Source organism: Pediococcus cellicola, assembly GCF_001438655.1.
In the GTDB taxonomy this organism is placed as follows: domain Bacteria; phylum Bacillota; class Bacilli; order Lactobacillales; family Lactobacillaceae; genus Pediococcus; species Pediococcus cellicola.
In genome coordinates this window covers 78,070-102,358 of sequence record NZ_JQBR01000007.1, presented here as the reverse complement: position 1 = coordinate 102,358, position 24,289 = coordinate 78,070, and the positions used below count along the sequence as shown (strand labels likewise).

The 24,289-nt window shown below is 40.5% G+C and carries 22 protein-coding genes and 1 pseudogene; 11 read left to right on the top strand and 12 right to left on the bottom strand.

Translation table 11 applies throughout. The annotated features are described in order from the left end of the window. Positions 1–448 precede the first annotated feature (448 nt). Positions 449–919: a hypothetical protein gene (locus IV80_RS07355; RefSeq protein ID WP_057751621.1), complete on the bottom strand. Its 471-nt coding sequence runs from the start codon at positions 917–919 to the stop codon at positions 449–451. A gap of 310 nt (positions 920–1,229) precedes the next feature. Then, positions 1,230–2,618, bottom strand: coding sequence for a branched-chain amino acid transport system II carrier protein (gene brnQ / locus IV80_RS07350; RefSeq protein WP_057751618.1), 1,389 nt, complete (start codon positions 2,616–2,618; stop codon positions 1,230–1,232). A 759-nt stretch (positions 2,619–3,377) separates the two neighbouring features. Here brnQ and IV80_RS07345 point away from each other — a divergent pair. The 7 genes from IV80_RS07345 (at position 3,378) to folP (ending at position 9,158) form a co-directional block, all read left to right on the top strand. Further along, the gene (locus IV80_RS07345) at positions 3,378–4,511 is read left to right on the top strand and encodes a vitamin B12 independent methionine synthase (protein WP_057751616.1); all 1,134 of its coding nucleotides are present in this window, start codon (positions 3,378–3,380) and stop codon (positions 4,509–4,511) included. A gap of 162 nt (positions 4,512–4,673) precedes the next feature. Further along, positions 4,674–5,045, top strand: a complete 372-nt coding sequence (folB, locus tag IV80_RS07340) for a dihydroneopterin aldolase (protein WP_083490558.1) — start codon at positions 4,674–4,676, stop codon at positions 5,043–5,045. Then, positions 5,035–5,514: a 2-amino-4-hydroxy-6-hydroxymethyldihydropteridine diphosphokinase gene (gene folK / locus IV80_RS07335; protein WP_057751614.1), complete on the top strand. Its 480-nt coding sequence runs from the start codon at positions 5,035–5,037 to the stop codon at positions 5,512–5,514. The genes folB and folK overlap by 11 nt, the downstream gene beginning before the upstream one ends. A gap of 18 nt (positions 5,515–5,532) precedes the next feature. Beyond that, complete coding sequence (gene folE / locus IV80_RS07330) at positions 5,533–6,102, top strand: GTP cyclohydrolase I FolE (protein ID WP_057751612.1); 570 nt, start codon at positions 5,533–5,535, stop codon at positions 6,100–6,102. A gap of 6 nt (positions 6,103–6,108) precedes the next feature. Continuing rightward, a complete protein-coding gene (locus IV80_RS07325) occupies positions 6,109–7,425 on the top strand; it encodes a bifunctional folylpolyglutamate synthase/dihydrofolate synthase (protein WP_057751609.1) in 1,317 nt (438 codons plus the stop codon). Beyond that, complete coding sequence (locus IV80_RS07320; RefSeq protein WP_057751607.1) at positions 7,418–8,026, top strand: non-canonical purine NTP pyrophosphatase; 609 nt, start codon at positions 7,418–7,420, stop codon at positions 8,024–8,026. The genes IV80_RS07325 and IV80_RS07320 overlap by 8 nt, the downstream gene beginning before the upstream one ends. Then, positions 8,013–9,158 carry a dihydropteroate synthase gene (gene folP / locus IV80_RS07315; RefSeq protein ID WP_057751647.1) on the top strand — a complete coding sequence of 382 codons (1,146 nt, stop codon included), beginning with the start codon at positions 8,013–8,015 and terminating at the stop codon, positions 9,156–9,158. Before IV80_RS07320 ends, folP begins: the two co-directional genes overlap by 14 nt. Positions 9,159–9,230: 72 nt before the next feature. Here the strand turns inward: folP and IV80_RS07310 are convergent, their stop codons facing one another. After that, entirely contained in the window at positions 9,231–9,716 is a 486-nt protein-coding gene (locus IV80_RS07310; protein ID WP_057751605.1) for an isochorismatase family protein, read from the bottom strand. Between the two features lie 246 nt (positions 9,717–9,962). Next, positions 9,963–11,309: an FAD-dependent oxidoreductase gene (locus IV80_RS07305; RefSeq protein ID WP_057751603.1), complete on the bottom strand. Its 1,347-nt coding sequence runs from the start codon at positions 11,307–11,309 to the stop codon at positions 9,963–9,965. A gap of 151 nt (positions 11,310–11,460) precedes the next feature. On the opposite strand from IV80_RS07305, the gene IV80_RS07300 reads away from it, so the two are divergent. Genes IV80_RS07300 through IV80_RS07290 form a run of 3 tightly spaced genes read left to right on the top strand, consistent with a single transcriptional unit; the run spans position 11,461 to position 13,241 of the window. After that, on the top strand, positions 11,461–11,811 hold the full coding sequence (locus IV80_RS07300; protein WP_057751601.1) for a PadR family transcriptional regulator: 351 nt from the start codon (positions 11,461–11,463) through the stop codon (positions 11,809–11,811). Next, the gene (locus IV80_RS07295) at positions 11,804–12,427 is read left to right on the top strand and encodes a DUF1700 domain-containing protein (protein WP_057751599.1); all 624 of its coding nucleotides are present in this window, start codon (positions 11,804–11,806) and stop codon (positions 12,425–12,427) included. The genes IV80_RS07300 and IV80_RS07295 overlap by 8 nt, the downstream gene beginning before the upstream one ends. 1 nt (position 12,428) lies before the next feature. After that, positions 12,429–13,241 (top strand): DUF4097 family beta strand repeat-containing protein, encoded by an 813-nt coding sequence (locus IV80_RS07290; RefSeq protein WP_057751596.1) that lies wholly within the window; start codon positions 12,429–12,431, stop codon positions 13,239–13,241. A gap of 104 nt (positions 13,242–13,345) precedes the next feature. Here IV80_RS07290 and spxB read toward each other — a convergent pair whose 3' ends face one another. The 5 genes and pseudogenes from spxB to IV80_RS07260 form a co-directional block, all read right to left on the bottom strand. Then, positions 13,346–15,094: a pyruvate oxidase gene (gene spxB / locus IV80_RS07285; protein WP_057751595.1), complete on the bottom strand. Its 1,749-nt coding sequence runs from the start codon at positions 15,092–15,094 to the stop codon at positions 13,346–13,348. Positions 15,095–15,251: 157 nt separating this feature from the next. Continuing rightward, on the bottom strand, positions 15,252–16,580 hold the full coding sequence (locus IV80_RS07280) for an Nramp family divalent metal transporter (RefSeq protein ID WP_057751645.1): 1,329 nt from the start codon (positions 16,578–16,580) through the stop codon (positions 15,252–15,254). Positions 16,581–16,722: 142 nt separating this feature from the next. Then, complete coding sequence (locus IV80_RS07275; RefSeq protein ID WP_057751593.1) at positions 16,723–17,184, bottom strand: universal stress protein; 462 nt, start codon at positions 17,182–17,184, stop codon at positions 16,723–16,725. A 685-nt stretch (positions 17,185–17,869) separates the two neighbouring features. Continuing rightward, entirely contained in the window at positions 17,870–18,427 is a 558-nt protein-coding gene (locus IV80_RS07265) for a UbiX family flavin prenyltransferase (RefSeq protein WP_057751588.1), read from the bottom strand. Between the two features lie 54 nt (positions 18,428–18,481). After that, positions 18,482–19,956: pseudogene (locus tag IV80_RS07260) on the bottom strand (UbiD family decarboxylase). 154 nt (positions 19,957–20,110) lie between these two features. Here IV80_RS07260 and IV80_RS07255 point away from each other — a divergent pair. Continuing rightward, positions 20,111–20,995 (top strand): LysR family transcriptional regulator, encoded by an 885-nt coding sequence (locus IV80_RS07255; RefSeq protein ID WP_057751586.1) that lies wholly within the window; start codon positions 20,111–20,113, stop codon positions 20,993–20,995. A gap of 53 nt (positions 20,996–21,048) precedes the next feature. Here IV80_RS07255 and IV80_RS07250 read toward each other — a convergent pair whose 3' ends face one another. The 3 genes from IV80_RS07250 to IV80_RS07240 form a co-directional block, all read right to left on the bottom strand. Next, on the bottom strand, positions 21,049–21,858 hold the full coding sequence (locus IV80_RS07250; RefSeq protein ID WP_083490556.1) for a YoaK family protein: 810 nt from the start codon (positions 21,856–21,858) through the stop codon (positions 21,049–21,051). A 181-nt stretch (positions 21,859–22,039) separates the two neighbouring features. Further along, positions 22,040–22,513 (bottom strand): CinA family protein, encoded by a 474-nt coding sequence (locus IV80_RS07245; protein ID WP_057751584.1) that lies wholly within the window; start codon positions 22,511–22,513, stop codon positions 22,040–22,042. A 222-nt stretch (positions 22,514–22,735) separates the two neighbouring features. Beyond that, positions 22,736–24,289 (bottom strand): bifunctional metallophosphatase/5'-nucleotidase, encoded by a 1,554-nt coding sequence (locus IV80_RS07240; protein WP_057751582.1) that lies wholly within the window; start codon positions 24,287–24,289, stop codon positions 22,736–22,738.

Sequence of the window (24,289 nt, the reverse complement as noted above, 5' to 3'; positions counted from 1 at the left end):
ATTTTAGAAAAATTTTTGAATGATCGATAGGACCAATGTTATCCAATTGGGCTAAATAAAGAAAGTAACTGTCTTTGTATGAAAGCCATCTTGGGTTGTACCTTTCGTAAGCAACCAAAATGCATGCGGCAAGTCAACGATAACTCAGACCCATCGCCTATCAAAATGTAGTAGTGGTAGTTGAGTTGTTCGTAGTTCCCATGTAATGACGTAGATATAGACCAGTATTAAGAAGCACCTCGTACTCTATTCACAGTTTTTTACATATAAGATCTTTAGTTCTTGAGTGTAAAAAAGCGCCTGGTCTTTTTCTATTTCTAAACTTAAATAGTCGAAATCAAAAAATTCCTGATGCATTTAAGCATCAGGAACCTTTTTGCGTTTTAAAATACATATATATTTTTTTAATTAAGTATAACTGTTAGTGGACCGAAATTTTATGGCCAAGCTATAGTGACTTTTTATTTTTCGTAATGAGTTTTGAGTTTGCGTATTTTTTTACCTGATCGTGGGCTAGATAAGTCAAAAATATAATCGGACCGAACAACATGTACGCCAGTCGTACAAAAAAAGTTGCCATGGTATCAAAATTCCGGTCGGTGAGTTCGAGCTTTTGGGTCGTTAGATTGTGCTGTAGATTCGCATAACTATTATCACCCCATTTATCCTTTTTGTGATGCTTTTCATGCTCTTTCTGGGTGATTTTTGCACCAAGTTGTAAGAGAGAAATGTTTTTTAGGGATGGTATGCCCCTTTTTAAAAGGCTAAATTGCATTATCCAAGAAACAATGAACCAAATGTTGAAAAAGCTTAATTTTATTTCAATGTGATTATCTTTATTAAGATTAAAAAAAATTATTAACAAGATCATGATTGCTGATTGTTCAGCGATTGCCGTCAAATAGGTTTTATTTTTCATAGGATTACCTCTTGTCTTTTCTTCGCTTAGGAACATAACGATTAAAGACTGATCAGTTATTTAATTCTTATCTGACTATTATAAACAAAAAGTGACTTAAATAAATGGGGGGTGCCAAATTTTATGCTTGATAGATGGGTTAACACTTTTGTTCGTTGGAATTGGGCAAATTCTTATTTTTTTGTCAGTCTCTTTGCTTGCAGCGTTTCTACGTTTATATACAAAAACTAGCGTCAGTCAGGATAAGCCTTAAATACTAAGACCTTAAGGAAAATCATTATATATTTATGTCAGAAAAGGCTGAAAACCGCTATGACCAGTCCGATTCACTCACGGCTGCTTGACTATTTTCCCGAAGTCGTTGTACCACATAGACACTAATTCCAAGCGCAAACCCGATTGTTGCCGGAAGCACCCACGCAAATCCTTGCTCAAAAAAGGGCACATATTTGCTCTCAAAGCCGGTCAAGCTTTGGACAAATCCTGATTTTGAAATCAGTGCTGGAGTTGCATTTAAACCGTCTATCAGAGCCGGAATAAATGTAAAAATTGTGGTCAAGATGTAAACAACTCGTGCGCGAGGGAAAAATGACGATCCTAACGACAAAATAATTAAAGTAATACACAATGGATAAATAAACATCAGAAACGGTTTTGCCGCATTGATAATGGTTTCAAATCCAAAATTAGAAACGATAAACGAAATCACTGAAACAATTACCACATAAGTTTTATAACTCCATTTGGGAAACATGCCATTAAAAGCTGTGGCAAACGAAGTCGTTACCCCCACAGCGGTCGTCATACAGGTAATCGTAGCCATAATAGCAGAAATGTAAACACCCGCGTTACCAAAAAAGTACTGGGTAATTTGACCTAAAGCGATTCCGCCATCACTGGCGATTTTTAAATGACCCAGGCTGGTTGCGCCGACATAAGCTAGCCCTGCATAAATTAAGGCCATCGCGCTTGCTGCAAGGATACCTGATTTAACCGTTAATTTTGCTACAGTAGCTTCTTTTGTGACGCCTAATGCTTTAATCGCCATGATCACGACAATGCCAAATTCAACTGATGCCAATGCATCCATTGTTTGATAGCCTTGAATAATACCATTGCTCATCGCGCCATGCTTCCAAGCACCCGTCACTGCTTGCCCAGCTGTGGTGCCCATTGGTTTAAAAATTGCAATGGCAATTAAAAGAACCACCATGATAATAAAAGTAGGATTCAAATAGCGGCCTAGATAATCCACAATTTTATGTCGATTGAGAGATAATAAAATAACTACGGTGAAGAAACAAGCCGAATAGATTAACAACCAAATTGGCGCACTAGCTGCACTCACATGCGTGGCAATGCCAAATTCAAACGGTACCGTTGCCGTTCTTGGCGTAGCAAACGCTGGTCCGATCGCAATATACAAAATGATGGTAAAAATTAGGGCGTACGTTTTACCAATCGGCTGTGCTAACTCATAAACACCATGTGTCCGTGTAATGGCAATTGCGGCTACTCCTAATAAAGGTAAAACGGTCCCCGTTATGATGAACCCAATAATTGAGCCTAAAAAAGCAGCTCCGGATTGTTGCCCAATTTGAATTGGGAACGTTAAGTTGCTGGCCCCAAAATACATACCAAACAACATTGACGCGACTACAACAAGCTCTTTCCAAGTAAATTTCTGTGCCTGATTCATTAAAAAACTTCCTCTCGTGATATTCTAGTCTCAAATATGAAGAAAATAAAAAACGCCCTCAGGATCATCAGATCCAAAGGACGTCTTCACGTGTTACCACCTTAATTCACAAGTCTTTCACAAAACTTGTCTCACCATGTACGCCATGTTTTTGTTCACTTAATACACTGGCACAATATTGGGTGCAACCATACTTATCTCAACAATAAGTCCGCTAGTCGTTACCTTTCTAAACTAGGAAATGTGTTTTTTCAGCCCCAAACACTTTCTAGAAATTCGCTAGTTCATACTCCGCAAAAACTTCTCCACGTGTTTCTCATTTATATTTAATGTTTTTAATTATAGGCCGTCAAAAATTGGTTGTCAAATCAAATTAAGCAGCCTAATTGTTATTTTTAAACAGCTTGACATCCCCGAATACCAGCGATAAACTGAGGCCAAGTTAGATATCTGTAAAAAATCAATGAAGAGATGAGTATGATCCCGCCATTTTCAAGAGAGCCCTATAGCTGCGAACGGGTAAATGAGTGATCAGAAGATGGTCTTGGAGATATACTGCTGGAAGCCTAGTGCGACAGTAGTGGTGGCGCACATTATCGCGTGAGAACTCAATTAAGCTCTCTAAGGAAATAATTGTGAGATTATTTCGAATTAAGGTGGTATCGTGATCATTTCTGAATTGGAACGCTCGCCCTTAACGTTTTCGTTAGGGACGGGCTTTTTTTATATCTAAAATTAAAACTAAAGGAGTTTTACCTCATGACAACTCAAACAGACTTACGCGCACCTTACCGTTTCGATCAAGTTGGTAGTTTGCTACGAACCTCAGAATTAAAAACGGCACACAAAGATTTTGCAAATAAGAAAATTTCGGCAACTCAATTAGAAACTATTCAGAATCAAGAAATTAAAAAAATCGTCGCAAAACAGGTCAGCCTCGGACTTCACGCTGTAACTGATGGCGAATTTAGCCGTTCTTGGTGGCACCTTGATTTTCTTTGGGGCCTAAACGGTGTTGGTAAATATAATTATCACAAAAGTTATAAATTTCATGGTCAAAAAACCCGGACTGATAATGCCTATTTGACCAGTAAAGTAAGCTATAATCCGGAACACCCATTCTTCAAGGCCTTTCAATACTTGAACTCACTTGTTCCAGAGGGTGTTGTCGCCAAGCAGACCATCCCATCACCTAGTCTATTATTCCGTGATAATCGTAGTGACAACGCGTCAGAATTTTATGAAACTCATCAAGACTACCTCGATGACTTAGCCAAGGCTTATCATCAAACCATTCAACATTTTTATGATCTCGGTTGCCGTTACATTCAATTGGACGACACTACCTGGGCTTTTTTAATCAGTAAACTTGATGAAACCAAAGATGATCCCAACGCACAACAACCTTATCGCAAAATCGCCGAAGATTCTGTATACGTGATTAATCATCTTCTTGAAAATCTTCCGGAAGACTTAACGGTCACAACCCACATCTGTCGTGGAAATTTCCGCTCAACTTTTCTCTTTTCCGGTGGTTATGATGTGGTAGCTGATTATCTTGGTCAACTTAACTATGACGGCTTTTTCCTAGAGTACGATAATGACCGGGCCGGCGATTTCAAACCATTAGCAAAAATTTGGCACCATGATGCTCATAAACGCATTGTGTTAGGCTTGGTCACTTCTAAGTTTGCAGAGTTAGAAGATCAACAACACCTCATTGCTCGCATTCAGGAAGCCACCAAAGAAGTGCCGCTTACAAATCTCGCACTCTCTACCCAGTGTGGATTTGCCTCAACTGAAGAAGGCAATAACTTAACTGCCGACCAGCAATGGGCTAAGCTACAGCTGGTTATTGATACAGCAAAAAAAGTCTGGTCAGATGCCGAATAACATTTTCTAATTTTCAAAACAGCCTCAAACTTCTTTTTTAGAATTTTGGGGCTGTTTTTTGAAGACAACTTGTCATTTAAAAACGTTCAAAAAAGACACTTAGGGCTAAACATGATACTATTAAAGAGAAACAAATTGCAGGAGTGTTTGGGGGAAATAAACATGGGAAAAATTAGAATTAATAATATGAGCTTTCACACATTTAATGGCGTGTTTGCCGAAGAAAAAAAATTAGGGCAACGTTTACAAATCGATGCGGAACTCACCTACCCAATTGAAGAAAAAGTGCAACACGATAATTTAAAGGAAACGGTCAGTTACGCAGATGTCTATCAGACCATTGAAGATTTCGTATTAAATCACAACTATAACCTAATTGAGAGCGTGGCTAATCACCTTCTCAAGCTGATCTTAGCTAAATATCCCACGATCCAAGCCGTTAAACTAAAGGTTCGTAAATACAGCGTCCCAATTGCCGGTATTTTTGACAATATTGAAATTGAGGTTTCTGGAGACCGTAGTCATGAAAAATAAAGTTTATTTAAGTGTGGGATCCAATCTTGGTGACCGACAAGCCAATCTGACCCAAGCCATTGAGCTATTAAAACAAAATCCGGCTATCCAAGTTGAAAAAGTCTCTCCCATTTACCAAACGCAGCCCGTTGGTGGTGTCGTTCAGGATAACTTTTTAAATCTGGCTATCCGTTTACAAACCTCCCTTTCGGCCCATGACTTATTGGACGCCATTCATAAAATTGAACAGGATCTTCGTCGAAAGCGGTTGGTCCATTGGGGGCCACGTACCATTGACTTGGACATTTTATATTTCAATCACGAAACATATCATGACCAAGCTTTGACCATTCCCCATCCCGAAATTGGCAATCGCCGTTTTGTTCTCATCCCACTTTTAGACGTGCTGGATGACCCAGCTTTAATCACCCAAACCAATCAAGCCCTGCAGACCACGCCAGACAAAAATTGGGTGGAAATTTTACACTAACACGAGGTAAATTAACTAATGAATAAAGAAAATAGCGATAAAATTGAAAATGCCGTTCATAACATTATTGAGGCAATTGGTGATGATCCCAATCGTCAAAGCATTCAAGAAACGCCGGCTCGGGTAGCTAGTGCCTATGCTGAAATCTTTTCTGAAACCGGCAAAAAACATTTTCACGATTACAAGATTTTTAACGTTGCTGAAAACGCCGGTATGGTTTTAGTTCAAGACATCCCTTTTTACTCAATGTGTGAACATCATTTGTTACCTTTTTTTGGAACTGTCAATGTTGCCTACGTTCCCCAAAATGGGAAGATTATCGGTTTGAGTAAGATTCCACGTTTAGTGGATTTTGCCGCACACCGTCCAAGTGTTCAAGAAAACATCACCGTTTTAATTGCCAATGAGTTGCAGCGTATTCTGAACCCCAAAGGAATTGCGGTCTCCATTTCGGCCCGCCATATGTGTATGGAAATGCGCGGTATCAACAAATCTGGGCTCTTTACGTATACCAATAAATTTTTGGGTCAATTCAGTACCGACCAAGAACTAAAAAATGAGTTTTTGCAACAAACCCATCAGAGGTAATGACCCATGTGTGAAGAACAGCAAACTTATCAAAACCTGGTTACCCAAATGAACCAGCACGTTCTCGTGACCGAAAACGACCGGGTAGAGATTCTAAGAAAAGTTTTAGTCGCCTTAAATCATCCTGATCACACCTATAAAATTATTCACATTGCCGGAACTAACGGCAAGGGCTCTACTGGGGCAATGCTAGCTGCCATTTTACAAAAAAATGGGTATCAAGTCGGCCATTTTTCTAGCCCTGCCATGGTCGATACACGGGAACAAATTCGCCTAAATGGACAGCTCATTTCTTATGCACAATTTTTAACGGCACATCAATTTATTCGAGAACGGTTACCCAGAGCAATTAAGGCAACCGACCTCTCCATTTTTGAGTGGTTTACCTTAATTGCTCTGGTGGCTTTTCAACAAACCCATATGGATTTCGTGATTCTTGAGGTGGGCCTCGGTGGTAAAAATGACGCAACCAATGCCATTTCATCCCCGTTTTTGAGTGTATTTACACATATTGACTACGACCACACTCAAATTTTAGGCCACACCATTCGTAAGATAGCGATGCAAAAAGCCGGGATTATCAAGCCTGGGACCACGATTTTTGTGGCACCTCACCAAAAAAGACTCACCCGTCAGGTATTACGTCTTACTGCTGCCCAGAATCAGGCCACCATTCACTTTGTTCGTGACATTCATTTAAAAGTCTTGAACGCAGCTTATGAAAGCACCAGTGTCCGAATCAGTGGGCCCTTGATTGCACCACAAACCATCCATTTGGGGCTGGTCGGTACTTTTCAATTAGACAATTTGGCGACCGTTTTAAGTATCGTAACCTGGTTACAACACCATCAGGTTCATCTAGTTACGACCGAGGTGCACACCGCTTTAGCCCAACTTCACGTTTCCGGCCGTATGCAACTTTTACGACAAAAACCTTCTGTCTTTCTGGATGGCGCCCATAACCCAGATAGTGCCAAACAACTGGCAGCCACCTTGAAACGTCTCTATCCACAGCAAAAGGTAATTTTCCTATTAGGCTTTTTAGCCGATAAAAATTACGTGGAAATGTTACAAATTTACTTACCGATGGCCAAAATGATCTATGTCAATACGCCTAGACAACACGAGCGTGCCTTAGACAAATACGAATTGCAACGTGTTGTGACACACCAGTTTCATTTTCCTAAAGAGCATCTGGTGGTGGCACCATCTGCTAAATCAGGGTTACAAATGGCTTTGAAACAAGCAAGCCGTGATGACGTCATTATAATTACCGGTTCTTTTTATTTTATTAAACAGTTCGAAGGTGAAAAAAATGTTTAAACGGCCTGTTGTAATTGCCTCTAACAATCTGGACAAAACTGGTGAACTCGTTTTGTCCCTGAAAGCATCCCGTATTCCAGCAGAATCCTACCGTGCCGTCCACAAACGGGTTCAATTTCCAAAAGAAGGCACTCATAGTTACTTTGAAAACGCCCGCCAAAAGGCCTTATTTATGGCACACTTGCTGCCAGATGACTATGTGTTAGCGGACGATACAGGTATGATGGTAGCTGCTTATCCAGACAAATTTGGCGTTCAGACTGCTTGTCAACTCAAGACTTATCCCACTGATGAAGCTAAAAACCTTTACCTCATTAAGCTTGTTGCCGGAAAAAGTCGCCTCGTTACTTTTCGGACAGAACTTGTTTTATGCACACCCAACCATCATTTATATCATAGCGTGGGAATTTTTAAAGGTACTTTTAGCACTGAAGAACGCGGTCAAAATGGCTTTGGTTTCGATAAAATCTTAGTCCCATTAGGTGACACTCAAACGTTGGCCGAAAAAACAACTGCTCAAAAATTGCCCTTTTTACATCGGACCAAGGCTGTCCATCATTTACTTGAAAAGGTGGTTAAAAATGACTATGAATATTTCTGATCGCACTGATACTTTCAAAAATCCTCAAAATTTTGCAGCACAACTTGCACACCGAACTTTAGTTCAGGAGCGTCAAGTATTTTTGCAGTTTACTGATTTAACTGCTGTACAGCAAGCAACGTTAAAGAAGCTTTTAGCAAATTTTGACGTGGTTAGCCAATCTGAAGAGACGCAAATTCAAACCGTCATACCTCTAGTTGCACTAAACTTATTTATCACTCAGTTTAAGAAACATTTTGCCGACCAATCCAGCGCACAAACTGCTTTGAAGGCCATCTATGAGCACCATACCGTCTATTGGGACTATGGTTCTCACCATCGTGATTTGATTGAAGCCCCTTTAATTTACGGCATCTTGAACATTACCCCAGACTCATTTTATGATGGTGGTCGTTTTTTTACACCAGAAAATATCAAAGCCCAGATTGCTGAAATGGTAGCAGCCGGTGTTGACGTCATTGAACTTGGTGGGCAAACAACGCGACCTGGATTTAAAGAAGTTTCGGTGTCTGAGGAACTTAAGCGCATCATGCCTTACATCGACTATCTCCATCAAACTTATCCACAAATCACGCTTGCGGTGGATACGTATAAATATGACGTCATGAAAAGTTTAGTCGCCACCGGCTATGTGAACATCATTAACGACGTGCAAGCCTTCACGAATGACCCACGTAAGTTAAAACTGCTTGCTCCCACCAAAATCGGGTTGTTAACTATGCACAGCAGTCGCAATACCGAATACCAAAATCTGACGCGAGAAATGCGTACTTTTTTCACTACGAATCTAGCTCAACTCACAGCGGCTGGCATTGACCGCACTAGAATTGCTTTAGATCCAGGCATTGGGTATGCCAAAGTGGCCGATGGCTATCAAGATTATGCGATGATGCGTAATATTGATCAATTCAATGATTTCAATCGACCCACAATGATCGCCATTTCACGGAAGGGATTTGGCGCCAAACTATTTGGGTTAAAAAAGGATGATCGCTTACCCGTTACTTTGATCGCAGAGACCTACATGGCAATTCATGGAGGCAACATTTTACGAGTCCATGATATTGCTGAAACCAAGCAGCTAGTCAAAATGTTACAAACCATTTATAACGGTTATTGGTTCCGAGATTAAATAAAAAAATAAGACGTCATAGATGACTTGGACAAGTTCTTCTGTCCAGAATCAATGACGTCTTATTTTTTATTAATCTAACAGTTTGGCAAAGCTGCCGTCCCAAACGGCTTCATGATGCTTAATGATTGTCTGGGCATCCAAAAGATCCGAATCAAATGTAGTTACTAAGTTTCGCTTGACTTCCACTTGGTAGCCCAAATGATTTGCGATACGAATCGTTGTATCCACACAGTATTCAGCTTGTCCCCCGCAAATCTCAACACTGTTGGTACTGTATGTTTTTAAATAGGCCTCTAAATTTGTATGATAGAAAGCATCTGGCTTAGTTTTGACAATAAACTCGTCTTTTTGTGGCTTAAAGTCTAGGCTGGATGCTAACTGAAATGCTTCTGTATCACTTGGGATCTCTTCATCGGTTGTTTGCACGAAGAAAATTGACTTCTTCGCTTGTCGATAAAGGGCAATTCGATCGTTAATTCCAGAAACAATCTCATCAAAATTCGCCATTTTATTCAGGGCATTTTGCATGTCAACTACGATTAAAACGTCTGCCATAATCTTTCCTCTTTCATCATTGATATTTTTGTTACTTAAATGACGCTGAATTTTCCTTGATACACAAGTGTGTTCAGAATCAATTTTGACGCCTACCAAGAATCAAAAGCTTTACACTCCTACTAAAGTTTCCCAAACAAGCGTCTTATTTCATTATAATACAAAGATTGATTGAAATGGAAAGCGCTACAAATGGATTTAAATTTTTTTAAGAATTAATGAGTTATCCATTTTTTTCAAACAGCGCTATTCATTCGGTCGCGTGGCTTTTTTAACTGCTGCCATAGCTACCGCATTCACGTAATTTAGCGGATTATCATAGTTGGGTTGGAAAAACATATCCACCATGGATAACTCTTCAATCGTCATTTTAGTTTGAATGGCTAAGGAAATGACATTGGCAGATTGTGCACAGTCATATTCACTATAAAAAGCCCCTCCCAGGACAATATGTGTCTTGGGATCCCAAATTAACCGCATCAAAATAGGTGTTGTACTTAACATGAATTCGGGACGATAATTTTCTTCTAAAGTTACGCTTGCTACTTCAACGCCACGCGCCTTAGCGCCACTTTCCGTTAATCCTGAGGAGGCCAAAGTTTTGCCAAACAAGGCCACTGCCGATGAGGCTTGTGTCCCCAAATATTGAGTCGTGGGTGTCTCAATATTTTCTCCAACCAAAATACCTTGACGAATTGCATTTGTGGCGAGTGGAATATAGTCCACTTTTCCGGTGGGATTATAATGGACCACGGCAGAATCGCCCGCAGCAAAAATTGCGGGATCCGAAGCGCGCATGTACGCATCAGTTATAATGGCCCCATTTGGCAGCATCTTAACTTTGCCTTTAAGTAAGTCAGTTGCTGGTCGAAACCCGGCACACAAAACTGCAAAATCAGCCGTGTAAGTTCCTTGTGTGGTCTCCACGGTCACCTGATCATCGCCACTAAAAGATTTCACCATTTCATCCATGGCCAAATTCACACCATGATCCTGGTAGTCTTTTTCAACTCTTAGTGCAATTTCTGGATCAAAGTTTTTGGCTAATACATGCGGTAGCCCGTCAATTAAAGTCACTTTCTTGCCTGCCAGTGAAAGTTGTTCCGCTAACTCTGCGCCAATATAGCCTGCCCCAATAATCACAACTGATTTTGCATCAGGCGAGACTTCACGCAAGATTTTAGCGTCTTGCCAGTCCTTACATAACTTCACCTTTGGATTATCAATGCCCGGTATAGGTGGCAACACTGGTTTGGAACCTGTAGTCATAACCAATTTATCATAGGAATCTGTAAAAGTTTGTCCAGAAGCTAAATCTTTCACTTGAACATTCTTTTTGTCAGTATCAATTTCTAAGACATCGTGACGCATTTTCATCGTCGCTCCTAATTGTTCTAGCTCCTTTGGTGATGTATAAAACATTTTATTGGGGTCAGATACATGATTTCCAACCCATAAGGCAATGCCACAGGAAAGAAATGACAAATTGTCATTGTGTTCATAAACAGTCACCTGATAGTCCGGATGTGTTTTCAAAATTTGTTGTGCCGCATAGGTTCCGGCATGCGTTGCGCCCACAATAATCACTTTCATAAGTATTCCTCCCAAAATTTTGCATTTATTAAGTTCATATGGACTTTTCTTTCGCCATACTAAGATATTAGTGATTTTAGCTTTTCTAAAAATTGACATTCATACTATACGTCGTATAATATAAGATGTTAAATAGTAAGAGGAGGCTAATATGAATATTCAAGCTAGTTCCGAAATCCTAGATGGCTTAGTTTTATCGCTCCTAACCAAGCAAGATTATTACGGTTACGCAATCACCCAAGAAATTCAGCACTCAATAAAGATTTCCGAATCCACCATGTATCCGGTATTAAGACGTTTGCGTAACAAGAAATGGTTAACAACTTATGATCAATCTTATCAAGGACGCAACCGTCGTTATTACCGAATCACCGATGAAGGCATTACTCACTTAAAGGAAATCCTCATTGCTTGGCAAGTTTACCAAAAAAATTTGAATCAAATTTTTAGAAAAGTAGAAATTCCACCCATCAGAGAAAAGAAGGGATCTCAACATGACTAAATCAGATTACATGACCAGTCTTAAAAAACATTTGACGCAATTAACGAAAGCTGAACAAGACGACGTTATCGAATTCTATACCGAATACATCGAAGACGCGGAATTTAAAACTGAATCTGAAATTGTCACCAATTTAGGAACCAGTAAGCAATTGGCACATAAGATTCTAGCAGACTATTCTATTCAAGCCATTGAAAATGATAAAGATCAGGTACAACCCGCATCTAGTAAATCTAAGCTTAAATTAATCTGGATGATACTTTTGGGTATTTTATCAACACCTGTTACCATCCCAGGAACTATTTTAGCCATTATCTTATTTTCCATTGTGCTTATTATCGTAGCTGCTTTCACATTATTTATGCTTGCTCTAATCCTAAGTGGTTTTCTTATAGGCGTTTCAACTTTATATTCAGGAATCGTATTCTTATTTTTGCAGCCGTTTACCGGTCTGTTTTATTTAGGTGTGGGGCTTACAAGCACTGGAATTGCATTACTTATCATCTATATTTCACTTAGAGTTTGGCAAAAATTATTAACCTCTGTCATTCATTCAGTCCACAAAATTTATCAAAAATTTTCTCATCATCAAAGCTCGGTAAAGGAGGCCATCTAACATGAAAAGGTTTCTCAAAATTAGTATCATGAGCATAGCTATTGGTTTGGTTTTCTGTTTTTTGGGTTGGAAAAACAACGGCATTCAATCGATGACTATTGATAAACATTTTGTTCCGAAAATTGTGAAATATACCCATAAAAAGACAGATTTAAAATCATTTACGGCAATCAAAGGCAATCTTTCGGGCTATTATGTGCATATTGTATCCGGTGACAAACCAACTGTTCGTTACACCGGACAAGCACAATCTGCCCCACATTTTAAAATCAAAGATGGTCAATTAATCGTCACGCAGAAAAATAAGAACTACAAAAATATGGTATCAGCAAAAGACGTTCCTAATGAATTATTCATTACGGTCCCTTCATCGACATCTTTAAAATCCCTCGACTGGACACTGAAAAATGATGATCTCGTTTTAAAAAATCTCCATGTTAAAAAGACTAAGCTTAATCTGACAAATGGCTATTACTGGGCTTACCAGAGCTCGCTTGGTAAAGTAATGAGCATTGCCGGTCAAGTTTCACTTCATCAAGTTCGCTTAAGTAATGGTAGTACCTTTACACAAGATGGTGCTTTTAAGATGGTGGGCGGTTCCTATCAAGGTCACATTAAAGTTCACACTGGTTATGTTAACCAGCTATATGGATTAAATAAAAATGATGGTTACACTTTACACGTCGGTTCATCCGATGGAGAAAATATTTGGTATGGAAAAAAAGCGCACACAGATATTATCAAAAATCCACAAGCCACGAATCAAATTTATCTGTATACAAAAGATTTTACTAATCGCGTAGATCATCAATAAGGCTTTGCTTACCACACTCACAATCAGCGCATACGCTTAGCTTTTTTAACATGCTAAACAAAATGTCCAAATGATTCCAAAAAAATCATTTGGACATTTTTTATCTACTCAACTTCGAATTCATTCAGATAAACACTAAATGGTTCCAACGCTCCGGCATTGTATCGTTGCTTGAATGCTGCAATCTCTTCGGCCGAGTTCGTTGCTGGATCCAATTGCAATTTTTCTGCAGGTAAAGGACGATTTGGTCGAATTTTAACATCAATAACTACTGGGCCGCTTGCCTTAACAGCTTCGTCAAACGCCACTTGTAACTCTTTATGCGTCCTAACTGTGATTCCAAGTGCTCCCATTCCCTTAGCAATCATCGCAAAGTCTGCGCCCTGTAAATCAACACCATAAAATGTTTGTTTCTCGTCTTCTTGCTCATCTTTAATAAAGTCAAAACTCTCATTAGAAAAGACAACGTTAATAATATGCAGTTTTTCTTTAACTTGGGTTAAAACATCCTGCATGACCATCGCAAACGCACCATCACCAGCTAAATTAAAGACCTGACGATCGGGATAAGTTAATTTACCGGCAATTGCTGCACCAATTCCATATCCCATCGTGGCAAACAGCGCCGATGTCGTAAACTGTTGTTTAGGATTCATGTTTAAGAACCGCAAACTATTCATCGTGACATCGCCCACGTCAACGGCGAAAACATCATTGCCCGTTGCAACGCGATTAATTTGTTTAAAAACTGATCCTACTTCCAGTGGTTCCGCAGTACTATCTGCTAGTTGTTGCAAATAAGCACGCCAATTTTTCATGTTAGCGACACAAGCATTATAGAATGGACGTTGTGCCACCTCATCGATGTTTTCAACCAATGCCTTCATAGCCTTTTTGGCATCACTCAGTAGTGGCACATCCACGACATGTCGTTTGCCAATTTTTGAGGAATCAATATCTATTTGAATAAATTTAGCATCTGGTTTAAATAATTTTTTCGTCCTTGCAAACGGAAAATCGGCCCCGATCATCATGATAAGATCAGCTTGGGCTAACGTTTCGTTACCAGGTTTGGTTGAGACCCGATAAGCAGATCCCATGTTGCCTTCAAAATCATCAGGAATGATGCCTTTAGAAATGGCGGACATCACAACTGGTAGTTTGAGATGTTTTGCTAAGGCAACTAATTCATCAGTTGCTCCTTTTACACCAATTCCCGCGAAAATTACTGGTCGTTTGGCAGTCGCAATCAGCTCTAATGCCTTCTGCACGTATTGCAAATCTGGTTCAGGTAAAAGTGGTTTCACACGACTATGTCCTGATGCCCAGAAGTCATCGGGAATGTCTTTCGTCCCTAAATCATTAGGAATGGTAACTACCGCTACCCCGTTCTCTTTATACGCTCGCCGAATGGCTTCGTCCACAACGTGCGGTAAACTTTCAGCGGTCATGACTGTCCGGTTATAAACAGATACATCAGCAAACATGGGATTTTCGTTCATTTCTTGAAAGGAATCCCAGTTCATATCCGCGGAACCAACTTGGCCAATAAGTGCTAATACAGGCACGTGATCCATTTGAGCATCGTACAACCCGTTGAATAAGTGGGTGGCACCAGGCCCAGCAGAACCGAAACAAACACCAACTTTTCCCGTCAACTTGGCATGGGCAGTTGCGGCGAAGGCTCCAATTTCTTCGTGACGAACCTGAACGTAGCGAATTTTATCTTTTTCGACCCTTAAAGCTTCCATAGTGCTGTTAATTGAGCCGCCGGGAATTCCATAAACTTGCGCCACATCCCAATCCTCGAGCACCTTCATCATTGCGATTCCTGCATTAATTGTTTTACTCATAATGAATCCTTCTTCCTCAATCAAATATGATTAAAATAAAAAACGTGCCTACGCGGATAGTATCTCATGATTACTCACAAAAAGTAAAAGAAAACGCTCTCATTTTTTTACACTAAAAAACATTGCCTATTTTTAGTGAGCAATGTTTTAAAATCATTTATAGCGTTTGAAGAATTAACCAGATGTTCAAAATAATTAAAACCACCGCAGCAATCCAAGCACAGACGTTTACCCAAGTGCGGTTGGCAAATTCACCCATAATTTTCTTACTACCTGTAAAGATAATTAGTGGTACCATCGCAAATGGTAAAGCGACACTCAAGAACACCTGTGAAAAGGTCAATAGATTCTCGATTTGTGATTCATTACCATGATAGTAGATGGCAAACCCAAGTACAGGGATAATGGCTAACAAACGTGTCAAAAGCCGCTGTGCCCATAATGGCATCCTTAAACGAATGAAACCTTCCATAATAATCTGACCAGATAACGTTCCTGTAATGGTGGAACTTTGACCAGATGACAGCAAGGCAACCGCGAACAGCATACTTAAGACCGGACTCGCAACCGCACCGACAATCTTTGAATCACCTAAAGCATTATACAAATCAACGAATCGACCTAGGTCTGAATTGGTACCAAAGAACAGTGCCGCACCTAAAATTAAAAGTAAACAGTTCACAACAAAGGCCATCGTCAATTGCATGTTAGAATCAGCTACCGTATACCGAATGGCACTACGCACACTCTTCCGATCGTCACGATCAAAGTTACGTGTTTGTGAAATGGAAGAACCTAAGTACAAGTTATGCGGCATAACCGTGGCACCCACGATTCCTAAACCAATGTATAACATTGATTTATTTTCAACAATGTCTCGGCCGGGTACAAAACCGCGTAAAATTTCAGGGACATTGGGTTGAGCCAAAATAACTTCATACAAGAACACGAATAGGATCACAGCAACCAGGGTAGCCACAATTGCTTCAATTTTTCGAAATCCTAGTTTCATTAACAGCAATAAAAGCAAAACATCAAATGCCGTAATAATAATACCGACAATCAGTGGAAAACCAAACAACAGCTCTAACGCAATTCCTGAACCGATGATTTCCGCGATATCAGTGGCCATGATTGCTAATTCAGTAATAATAAATAAGACAATGCCACCGAATTTAGAGGTCTTTTCTCGCGTCAACTGGGCTAAATCCCGTCCAGTTACAATACCAAGCCGTGCTGCCATCGCTTGTAAAAGCATCGCAATCAAGCTTGAGATTAGAATGACACTGATTAATCGATATTTAAACTGAGCTCCACCAGAAATTGAAGTAATCCAGTTACCTGGATCCATATACCCTACTGATACTAATACGCCGGGGCCAAGATAAGCTAAAAATGTCTTTAATGGACCCGCGTTTTGTGGAACTTCCACACTACCGTTAATTTCATCTAAAGATTTATTTGTGCCACCCGTCGATGAAATCATGTGATGTTCCTTATGATTTTTTCGTGAAAATTTGGATGACTTGCCATCCCCGTGAATTTTCACTTCTTTGATCTTCTCTTGATCATTATCTTTTGCCATTGCATTTCCTCTTTTCTATCATTCTCAAAATTCAATCTCTGAATTATCGAACTACGATTACGGAAACGTGTGCCCGTTTTGCAATCCTTAATCCTACCGCGCCAGGTACACGATGGCTTGCATCCTCTGTATCAGATCCACAAACAATCAAATCCGGCTTAAACTTTGGAATAACTTTTTCTAAAATGACATCATCAACATCACCAGCTCCGACCGTTAAACCCGTCACATGTTGTGCGCCTAATTTTTCGGCAATCGTCATATAGTCCTCAACAACATGGCGGACATCATCTTCCTTTTGATCGAGCTTTCCAGGTGTCATCACGTCAAAGATATTGACGTCATCGTCTTCTAACACCGATACGATACACAATTGAATCTGATAATCATGCGCCATAGTTGCCGCATAACGAAACGCACGTAATGATGAATTAGGGTCATCAGCATCAATTGTCAACAACACCCGATGAAAAACAAGTGGTTCACTCAATTCATTAGTTTGCATAACTGCCCTCCCTGTTTTAGTGTCGAATTCATACCACCTAAATGATAGTAACACGTACAGACACAAATTTCTATCAAAAGATAAACGGGTGGTAAAAAAAAGTAAAATTACGGTTATTTTTTGTTTAGGGATGCCTTAATTTTGAACAAAAAAACATGTGATCTCACCTGCATCACATGTTTAATCGTCTTATGACTTAATTTTTTGAAACTTGAACGGACTGCGGCACTTTCTTACTAGCATGTGTGCGTGTATTTCTTCAAAAATAACTATGCTCCTTGCGGGATTGCCATCCCGCATACGTCGATCTCCCTGCTTTTTCCCGCCGAGCTCTAGGACCGTTCGCAGGAGCAGCTTGGTAAATATAACCATGACTCCAGTGGGATCNGCAGGAGCAGCTTGATAAATATAACCATGACTCCAGCGGGACTGCCATCCCGCATACGTCGATCTCCCTGCTTTTTCCCACTGAGCTCTAGGACCGTTCGCAGGAGCAGCTTGATAAATATAACCATGACTCCAGCGGGACTGCCATCCCACATACGTCGATCCCCCTGCTTTTTCCCACTGAGCTCTAGGACCGTTCGCAGGAGCAGCTTGGTAAATATAACCATGACTCCAGCGAGATTGCCATCCCGCATACGTCACGGTTATATTTACCAAGCTAACACTCCTGCTCACGCACTTACTGCCACCTCTCATCCACCTCATTTGGAATATGGAAAGCATCCAAAATCTTCATTGTCTGATGCTGCACCAAATCCTCAATCGTCTTCGGATGATTATAAAACGCTGGTACCGGCGGAATAATCTGCGCCCCAATCTTCGCCAACTTCGTCAAGTTCTCCAAATGAATCACACTCAACGGCGTCTCCCTTGGCACAATCACCAGTTTTCGCTGTTCCTTGATTGTGACGTCTGCCGCACGTGCAATCAAATTATCGCCAATGCCGTACGCGATGGTTGCCACCGTCTTCATACTTGCCGGCACAATTACCATGCCATCATTCAAAAATGACCCACTCGCAATTGACGCTCCCTGATCATTAATATGATAGACCACATCCGCCAACGCATTTATCTGCTTCAAAGAATAGTCAGTTTCCAACTCCAAATTCTTTTTTGCCCACTGGCTCATCACCAAATGAACCTCCACATCATGCAACTTGTGTAATTTTTCCAACAAGTCAATGGCATAAATAGTTCCTGATGCCCCCGTCACACCGACGATAATCTTTTTCATTTTTCGCACCTTCTCACTTTCAAAATTAATTATTTTTCAAAACTTAAATATTTCCTATTCGAGATATTTCTTCCAATCTTTTACTTCTTTAAATTGAGCCCGCTCGAATTGATCCTTCATATCAAATGGCACTGTTCCATCAATCACTAATTTTGATGACATACCACGTGTCCGAATCGATTTTGGATCATATTCAGGTCGCTCCGATGGATCCAACGGATGATTACGCATCCCCGGCAATACCATAATATCTTGGTCAGCCTGGAAACGTGTGTTGATTGTCCAAACCACGTCATTCATATCAAAGATATCCACATCTTCGTCCACAAGAAAGACCGTTTTAAGTTCCTTAAATGACGAAAAGGCAAGTAATGCTGCCTGACGTTGAATCCCTTCATCCGCCTCGTTTTCCTTGTGAATCTGCATGATAGTCATCAACTTACCACCACCTGCAGGCGGATTGTATACGTTCAAAACTTTGCCAGGAATTGCCCGATTAGTTAAGGACAAAATACTTGCTTCAGTTGGAATGCCTGCCATGCTGACATGTTCCTCTGAAGGGCCAATTACGCTTTGCATAATGGGATCCTTACGATGCGTAACCGCGGTCACCTTGATCACTTGTAGTGCTGGATTAGCATCCCCATCATATCCGGGAAATTCTGGCATTGCTTTGCCTGTATGTGTATTGATATCTTCTTGAATACGTTCATTAGGCATGATGTAGCCTTCTAGCGTGTATTCTGCACGTGCCAAAGCTTTTTCATCAACCGTTAAGCCTTGAACCAATTGAACTGGTTCTTGACGAATCGCACCAGCCACACCCAATTCGTTGTAACCCAATGGTGTTGTCGGTGGCTCAAAGGTGGCACCAATGGTGATTGCGGATCCAAACCAATATTAATTGTAATTGGCATGGGTTTGTTCATTTTTTCATATTCTTCAGCAAATGCGCCAATATGACGGCCACCAGGCATAATATAAATGCCTAACTTATCTTTATCTTCAAGAACCATGCGATGAATGGTCACATCACTCATAGTTTTGTCTGGATTTGATCCGTAGACAACCCCAACCGTAATGTATGGGCCCGCATCTCGTGGTGTGTTCGTGGGTGCAGCAACTAACTTACGAATATCGAAATCCGCGTCCGTAGACTTATGTACCACTTCATGAGTTGGAGCATCTGCTTCATCAACGGTAACTGGATTTACGGGTTTTTCAACGGCATCATTTAAAAATTGGCCTAAGGTGTGGTAATCATGATGAAACATCTTACCAACCCGTTTACGGCTTGCCATCAATCCCATTAAAACACGAGTGTTTGGAAAACCTTTGACGTTGTTAAACATCATGGCTGGACCTTCTTGCGTTGGTCGTTGCACAGTTCCACCAGCACCAATATAACGGTAAATGCCAGATAATTCAGCGTCTGGATCAACTTCCACATTGGTTTCATGATATTGCCCAGGTTCTTGCTTTAGTTCTTCAAGCACCTTACGCAAATCATAAACATCTTTTTTTGCCATATCTATAACCTCCAAATTTACATTTTTCTAAAATATTTCTTTATTCAAGGAATAACCTTTAACAATTTCAATTATATAAGTGCAAATTCTTGCGAACAAATCGCGTTTCGACTAGCATTATTCTCAAATGGAATAACAGAAGTGAGGCTTACAAATGACTATCGAAGATTTTAAAAATTTTGTGGTGCTATACCAGACACGCAATGTTTCTGATGCCGCAGTAGAACTACTTATGACCCAATCCGCACTGTCTAAACGGATTCACGCTATGGAAGCCGAGCTTTCCACCAAACTCATCTCAACTAAAAACAAACGTCACCTTGTCATTACTGAGAGCGGTGAAGTGTTTTTTCGTTATGCCGAAACCATCTTAACGCAATACGACTTGCTGACATCAGAGCTTGCTGAATACCGGGAATTAAAAAAAGGAACTCTGCACATTGGCAGCGTCCCGGTTATGTCTCAATATGGATTAATGAAAAAAATGAGTCAGTTTATGCTTGACTATCCGCAAATTAATATCCGACTTGAAGAATTAGAAGGCATTGAGCTCGTTGAAAAACTTCAAGCTAAACAACTTGATCTCGGCATTTTACGTGATGTGCAAACCAAACTTTTAAACAAGTCACAATTTAATTTTATCGACATTGATCAGGATGAATTGAAAATCATTCTGCCTGCCAAGCACCGTTTGGCAAAAAAGAAAAGTCTTAGTATGAACGATTTACATCATGTCGATATTGTCACCCTCAGCCCCGGTTCTGGGATTTATGAACAGGTCGGCAAACTATACCAGCAGGCCGGATTCACACCTAATATTCGATTTACGACCACCCACATCGAAACGCTATTAGGCATTATTGAGAATTCACAACGCCTCACTTTTCTCTTTGAAAAATCAGCCGAACCCTTTATGTCTAAGAACTTCGTGAGTCGTTCGTTTGAGGTTCCCATTTATGACAAACTTCAGCTCGTTTTTCCCCAGGGCACGCTTACTCAAGTCGGCAGACAGTTTATTAATTACCTAAAAAAGCCATAAAAAATCCCCCTTTTGATACTGACTCAATATCAAGGGGGATTTACTGTAATTATTTATAATTTATGTCTTCTGCCAGCTCGAGTCTCGTGGGTTACCTCGATGTCATCAGACGCACTATCGTCTTGATGGCGAGCTTGTCGTTCTGTCCGCGAATGCACAGCTGATTCCTCAGATTCAGTAGCATCTTTTGCTTGAGGACGTTGTTTGGCATGCTGAGCTAAATAGAAAATCGCGCCCAGAACTAGGACCGCCGGTACCAAAATCGCAGCATCTTTTAACCACGGCACAAAAATTCCGGATAGCAGGGCACCGCCAGCAAAGCTACCAATCACGATCCCTGTGTCAGTTGCTTTTTGCTGTGCGCCAACATCGTGGTGCACATATCCCGTGTACAGATTTTCGGACGCCGTACGAATATTGCCGGTCATCATCAAGGACGTAAACGGTCCATCTTGCAATTTTCGAAACTCTTGTAGCTGTGCTGCCGCCGTGATGGCCACCAAAATAACGGTGATCACATCGGGTGCATTGTGGCTAATCATAGCTACCAGTACCATTAAAGCGAACTCATAGGCTAATACAAAGTAAGCACGTTTTAGATAATTTTGTTTAAAATAATGTTGCACATGGCGAATAAAAATGGTTCCCAGGCCAAAGGCAATCAACGCCGTTAAGTAATAACCAACTTTGGCGAACTGTCCTTTGCTTAAACTCACACCCAGTAAAATCAAGTTACCTGTTTGCAATCCGGCAAACACGCCGCCATGCTCTAAGTATGTGTATGCATCCAAGCCACCCGCAATTGCTGCTAAAAAAGCACCAAAGTACAATTGCTGGTAAACCGGATAAACTTGTCTTCTCAAAGAATGTTCCCCCCTTTTTCAACTTATGCCAATTTTTTTCATTCCATGAAAATAACTCACCATGTGTTAGTTTAGCATGAACCACATTCAGACCAAAATATTTTTTTAAGACATTAATTATTCTTTAAAAATGACCCTGCCATTTCTCCTGACAAGGCGCCTGCCGATAACTCGTACGCCTTTAAAGAAGTTCGTCACTAATTTTTTGAAATGCAAATTCACAGCAGGCTTCCCGGAAATCATTTCTTGCCAGTTCCGGGCGATATAGCTCATACGCATCTGTTTGTCCTTGGAAACTAATACCAATCCAAGCTGTTCCTGCTGTCTCTCCTTCCAGTCCAGCTGGTCCTGCCGCGCCGGTGAATGAAACGGCTAAATCCGCATGTAATGTTTTTTGTGCGCCTTGTGCCATGGCTACCGCAACTTCATAACTGACAACCCCATATTGTTGGATAAGTGGTGCTGGCACGCCCAGGAGTTGTGTTTTGACATCATCTGAATAGGTGACAAACCCGCCGGTGAAAATACCAGAACTTCCTGGCACAGAAGTAATTTCGGATTGAAACAATCCGCCAGTCAAGCTTTCCGCTGCTGTAATAGAAATGTTTTTTTCAATTAAACTCTCAACGACATAAGTCACTAATTTTGCGTCCATTTCATAACATCCCCTTGCTTCTTTTGATTCCAGTTTACCGTTCTCTTGAGAAATTACCACTCTGAATCTTAAATCAGCCCTGAAATTCCAGATCACAACTTTTGAAAGCTTTTTAGCCACCAAAAACAAAAGGGGTGAAAAAGTCATTTTAATTTCAACGATCAAAGTTTAGAGACAGAAAAAGACTGGAAATTTTTTCCAGCCTCACCTGATTTTTTTTGACTATTTTTTAATTCGAAAATTCTGTTCATCCGTCGTTTGAACTACAGGGTGTGTCACGAAATAGTCACTAATCAATTCCGTCATATCAATCTGAACTTCCCGTACAATTTTATTGGCTTGAAACATAGGATAATCGCCGCCACCAATGCCACGATACTGATTCAACGCAATCTCTAGCTTCTGATCATCCCGCACTGGTTTTCCATGATAACTCAGGGCAATCAGACGTTCACTTTCCGGTTTATGCAAATCAAACGCGTAATTAATACCACTATAAATATCATAATTATAATATTGACGTTTAGGTTCTTGGAACTTTTTGGACACCGTTACTTGTCCACTCGTATCCAGTGTGAAAAAGCTCGCACACCGCAACAAAGCTGCTTTTAGATCAGCGCCCGTAATTTCTGAAACAACTAGGGTATTCGGATAAACATAACTATTCACAATGTTGCGCATCGTAACCGTTTCATCGTAGCCCAAAACTTCATCATTGAATAAGGCGGTCGCTGAAAGATCAGTTTGGGTGGCAGCCATTTGTACCTGATTAATAAAGGTCAGGTATGGATGCCCATGTAGGCGTGCCGCCATCGGATCCGTGATTTTCATATTTCCTGAAACTTTTCCCATCGGTTCATCTAGCCAATCCTCAACTTTTGCTTGTAAATCACGGGTCAAAGTTTTGAATTTTTCAGTTGGGGTCACATCAGCAACACTGATCAGCTGGGCTTTTTGAGTTTTAACCTGATGCTTGTCATCTATATTTAACTCAATGGCGCCAATATACTTTCCCTTTTCTCCCGGCTGCGTTGTGGGAACGCCCTGACAAATGGTCGCAATTTCACGATGTTGATGTCCCGTAATTAAGGCATCAATCCCAGGCACTTCACTTAAGAGTTGGTAGCCTTCGTTTTCACCAGTCATGCGTTCACTAGGTTTACCGGTTTCTAAGTCATTTTCAAAGCCACCGTGATATGCGACAACAACAATATCTACTTGTTTGCGTAATACCGGAACCCATTTTTTAGCCGCTTTTAAAGCTGATTCAAACTGCCAACCTGCAATATGCTGTTTTTGTTCCCAATGTGGAATGTAGGCCGTGGTCAAGCCTAGAATCCCGACTTTCAACCCATTTTTTTGCAAAATTTTGTACGGAGCATCAATGACTTCAACGTTAGTAGGCTGTTTCAAATTTGCTGCCAAAATGGGATACTTTCGATTGGCCTCACACTGTTGTAAATAAGTCATGCCATAATTAAATTCGTGATTACCCAAGATTCCTGCATCATACCCAACCGCATTAGTTAATTGGGTGTAAACAAAGCGCCACTGGGCCTGTTTTTTGGCTGTAAAGTAGGTTAAAGGAGAGCCTTGAATAAAATCGCCATTTTCGATAGTGATCACCCAATCATCGACTTTAGTTTGTTTTTTCAACTGATCGATTTTGGTGGCAACCTTTAGAAACCCATAGTCCTCGTGATCATCACGCCGACTATAATTCGTCGGATACCAATAACCATGCACGTCACTTGTAGATAAAATGGTTAACTTCAT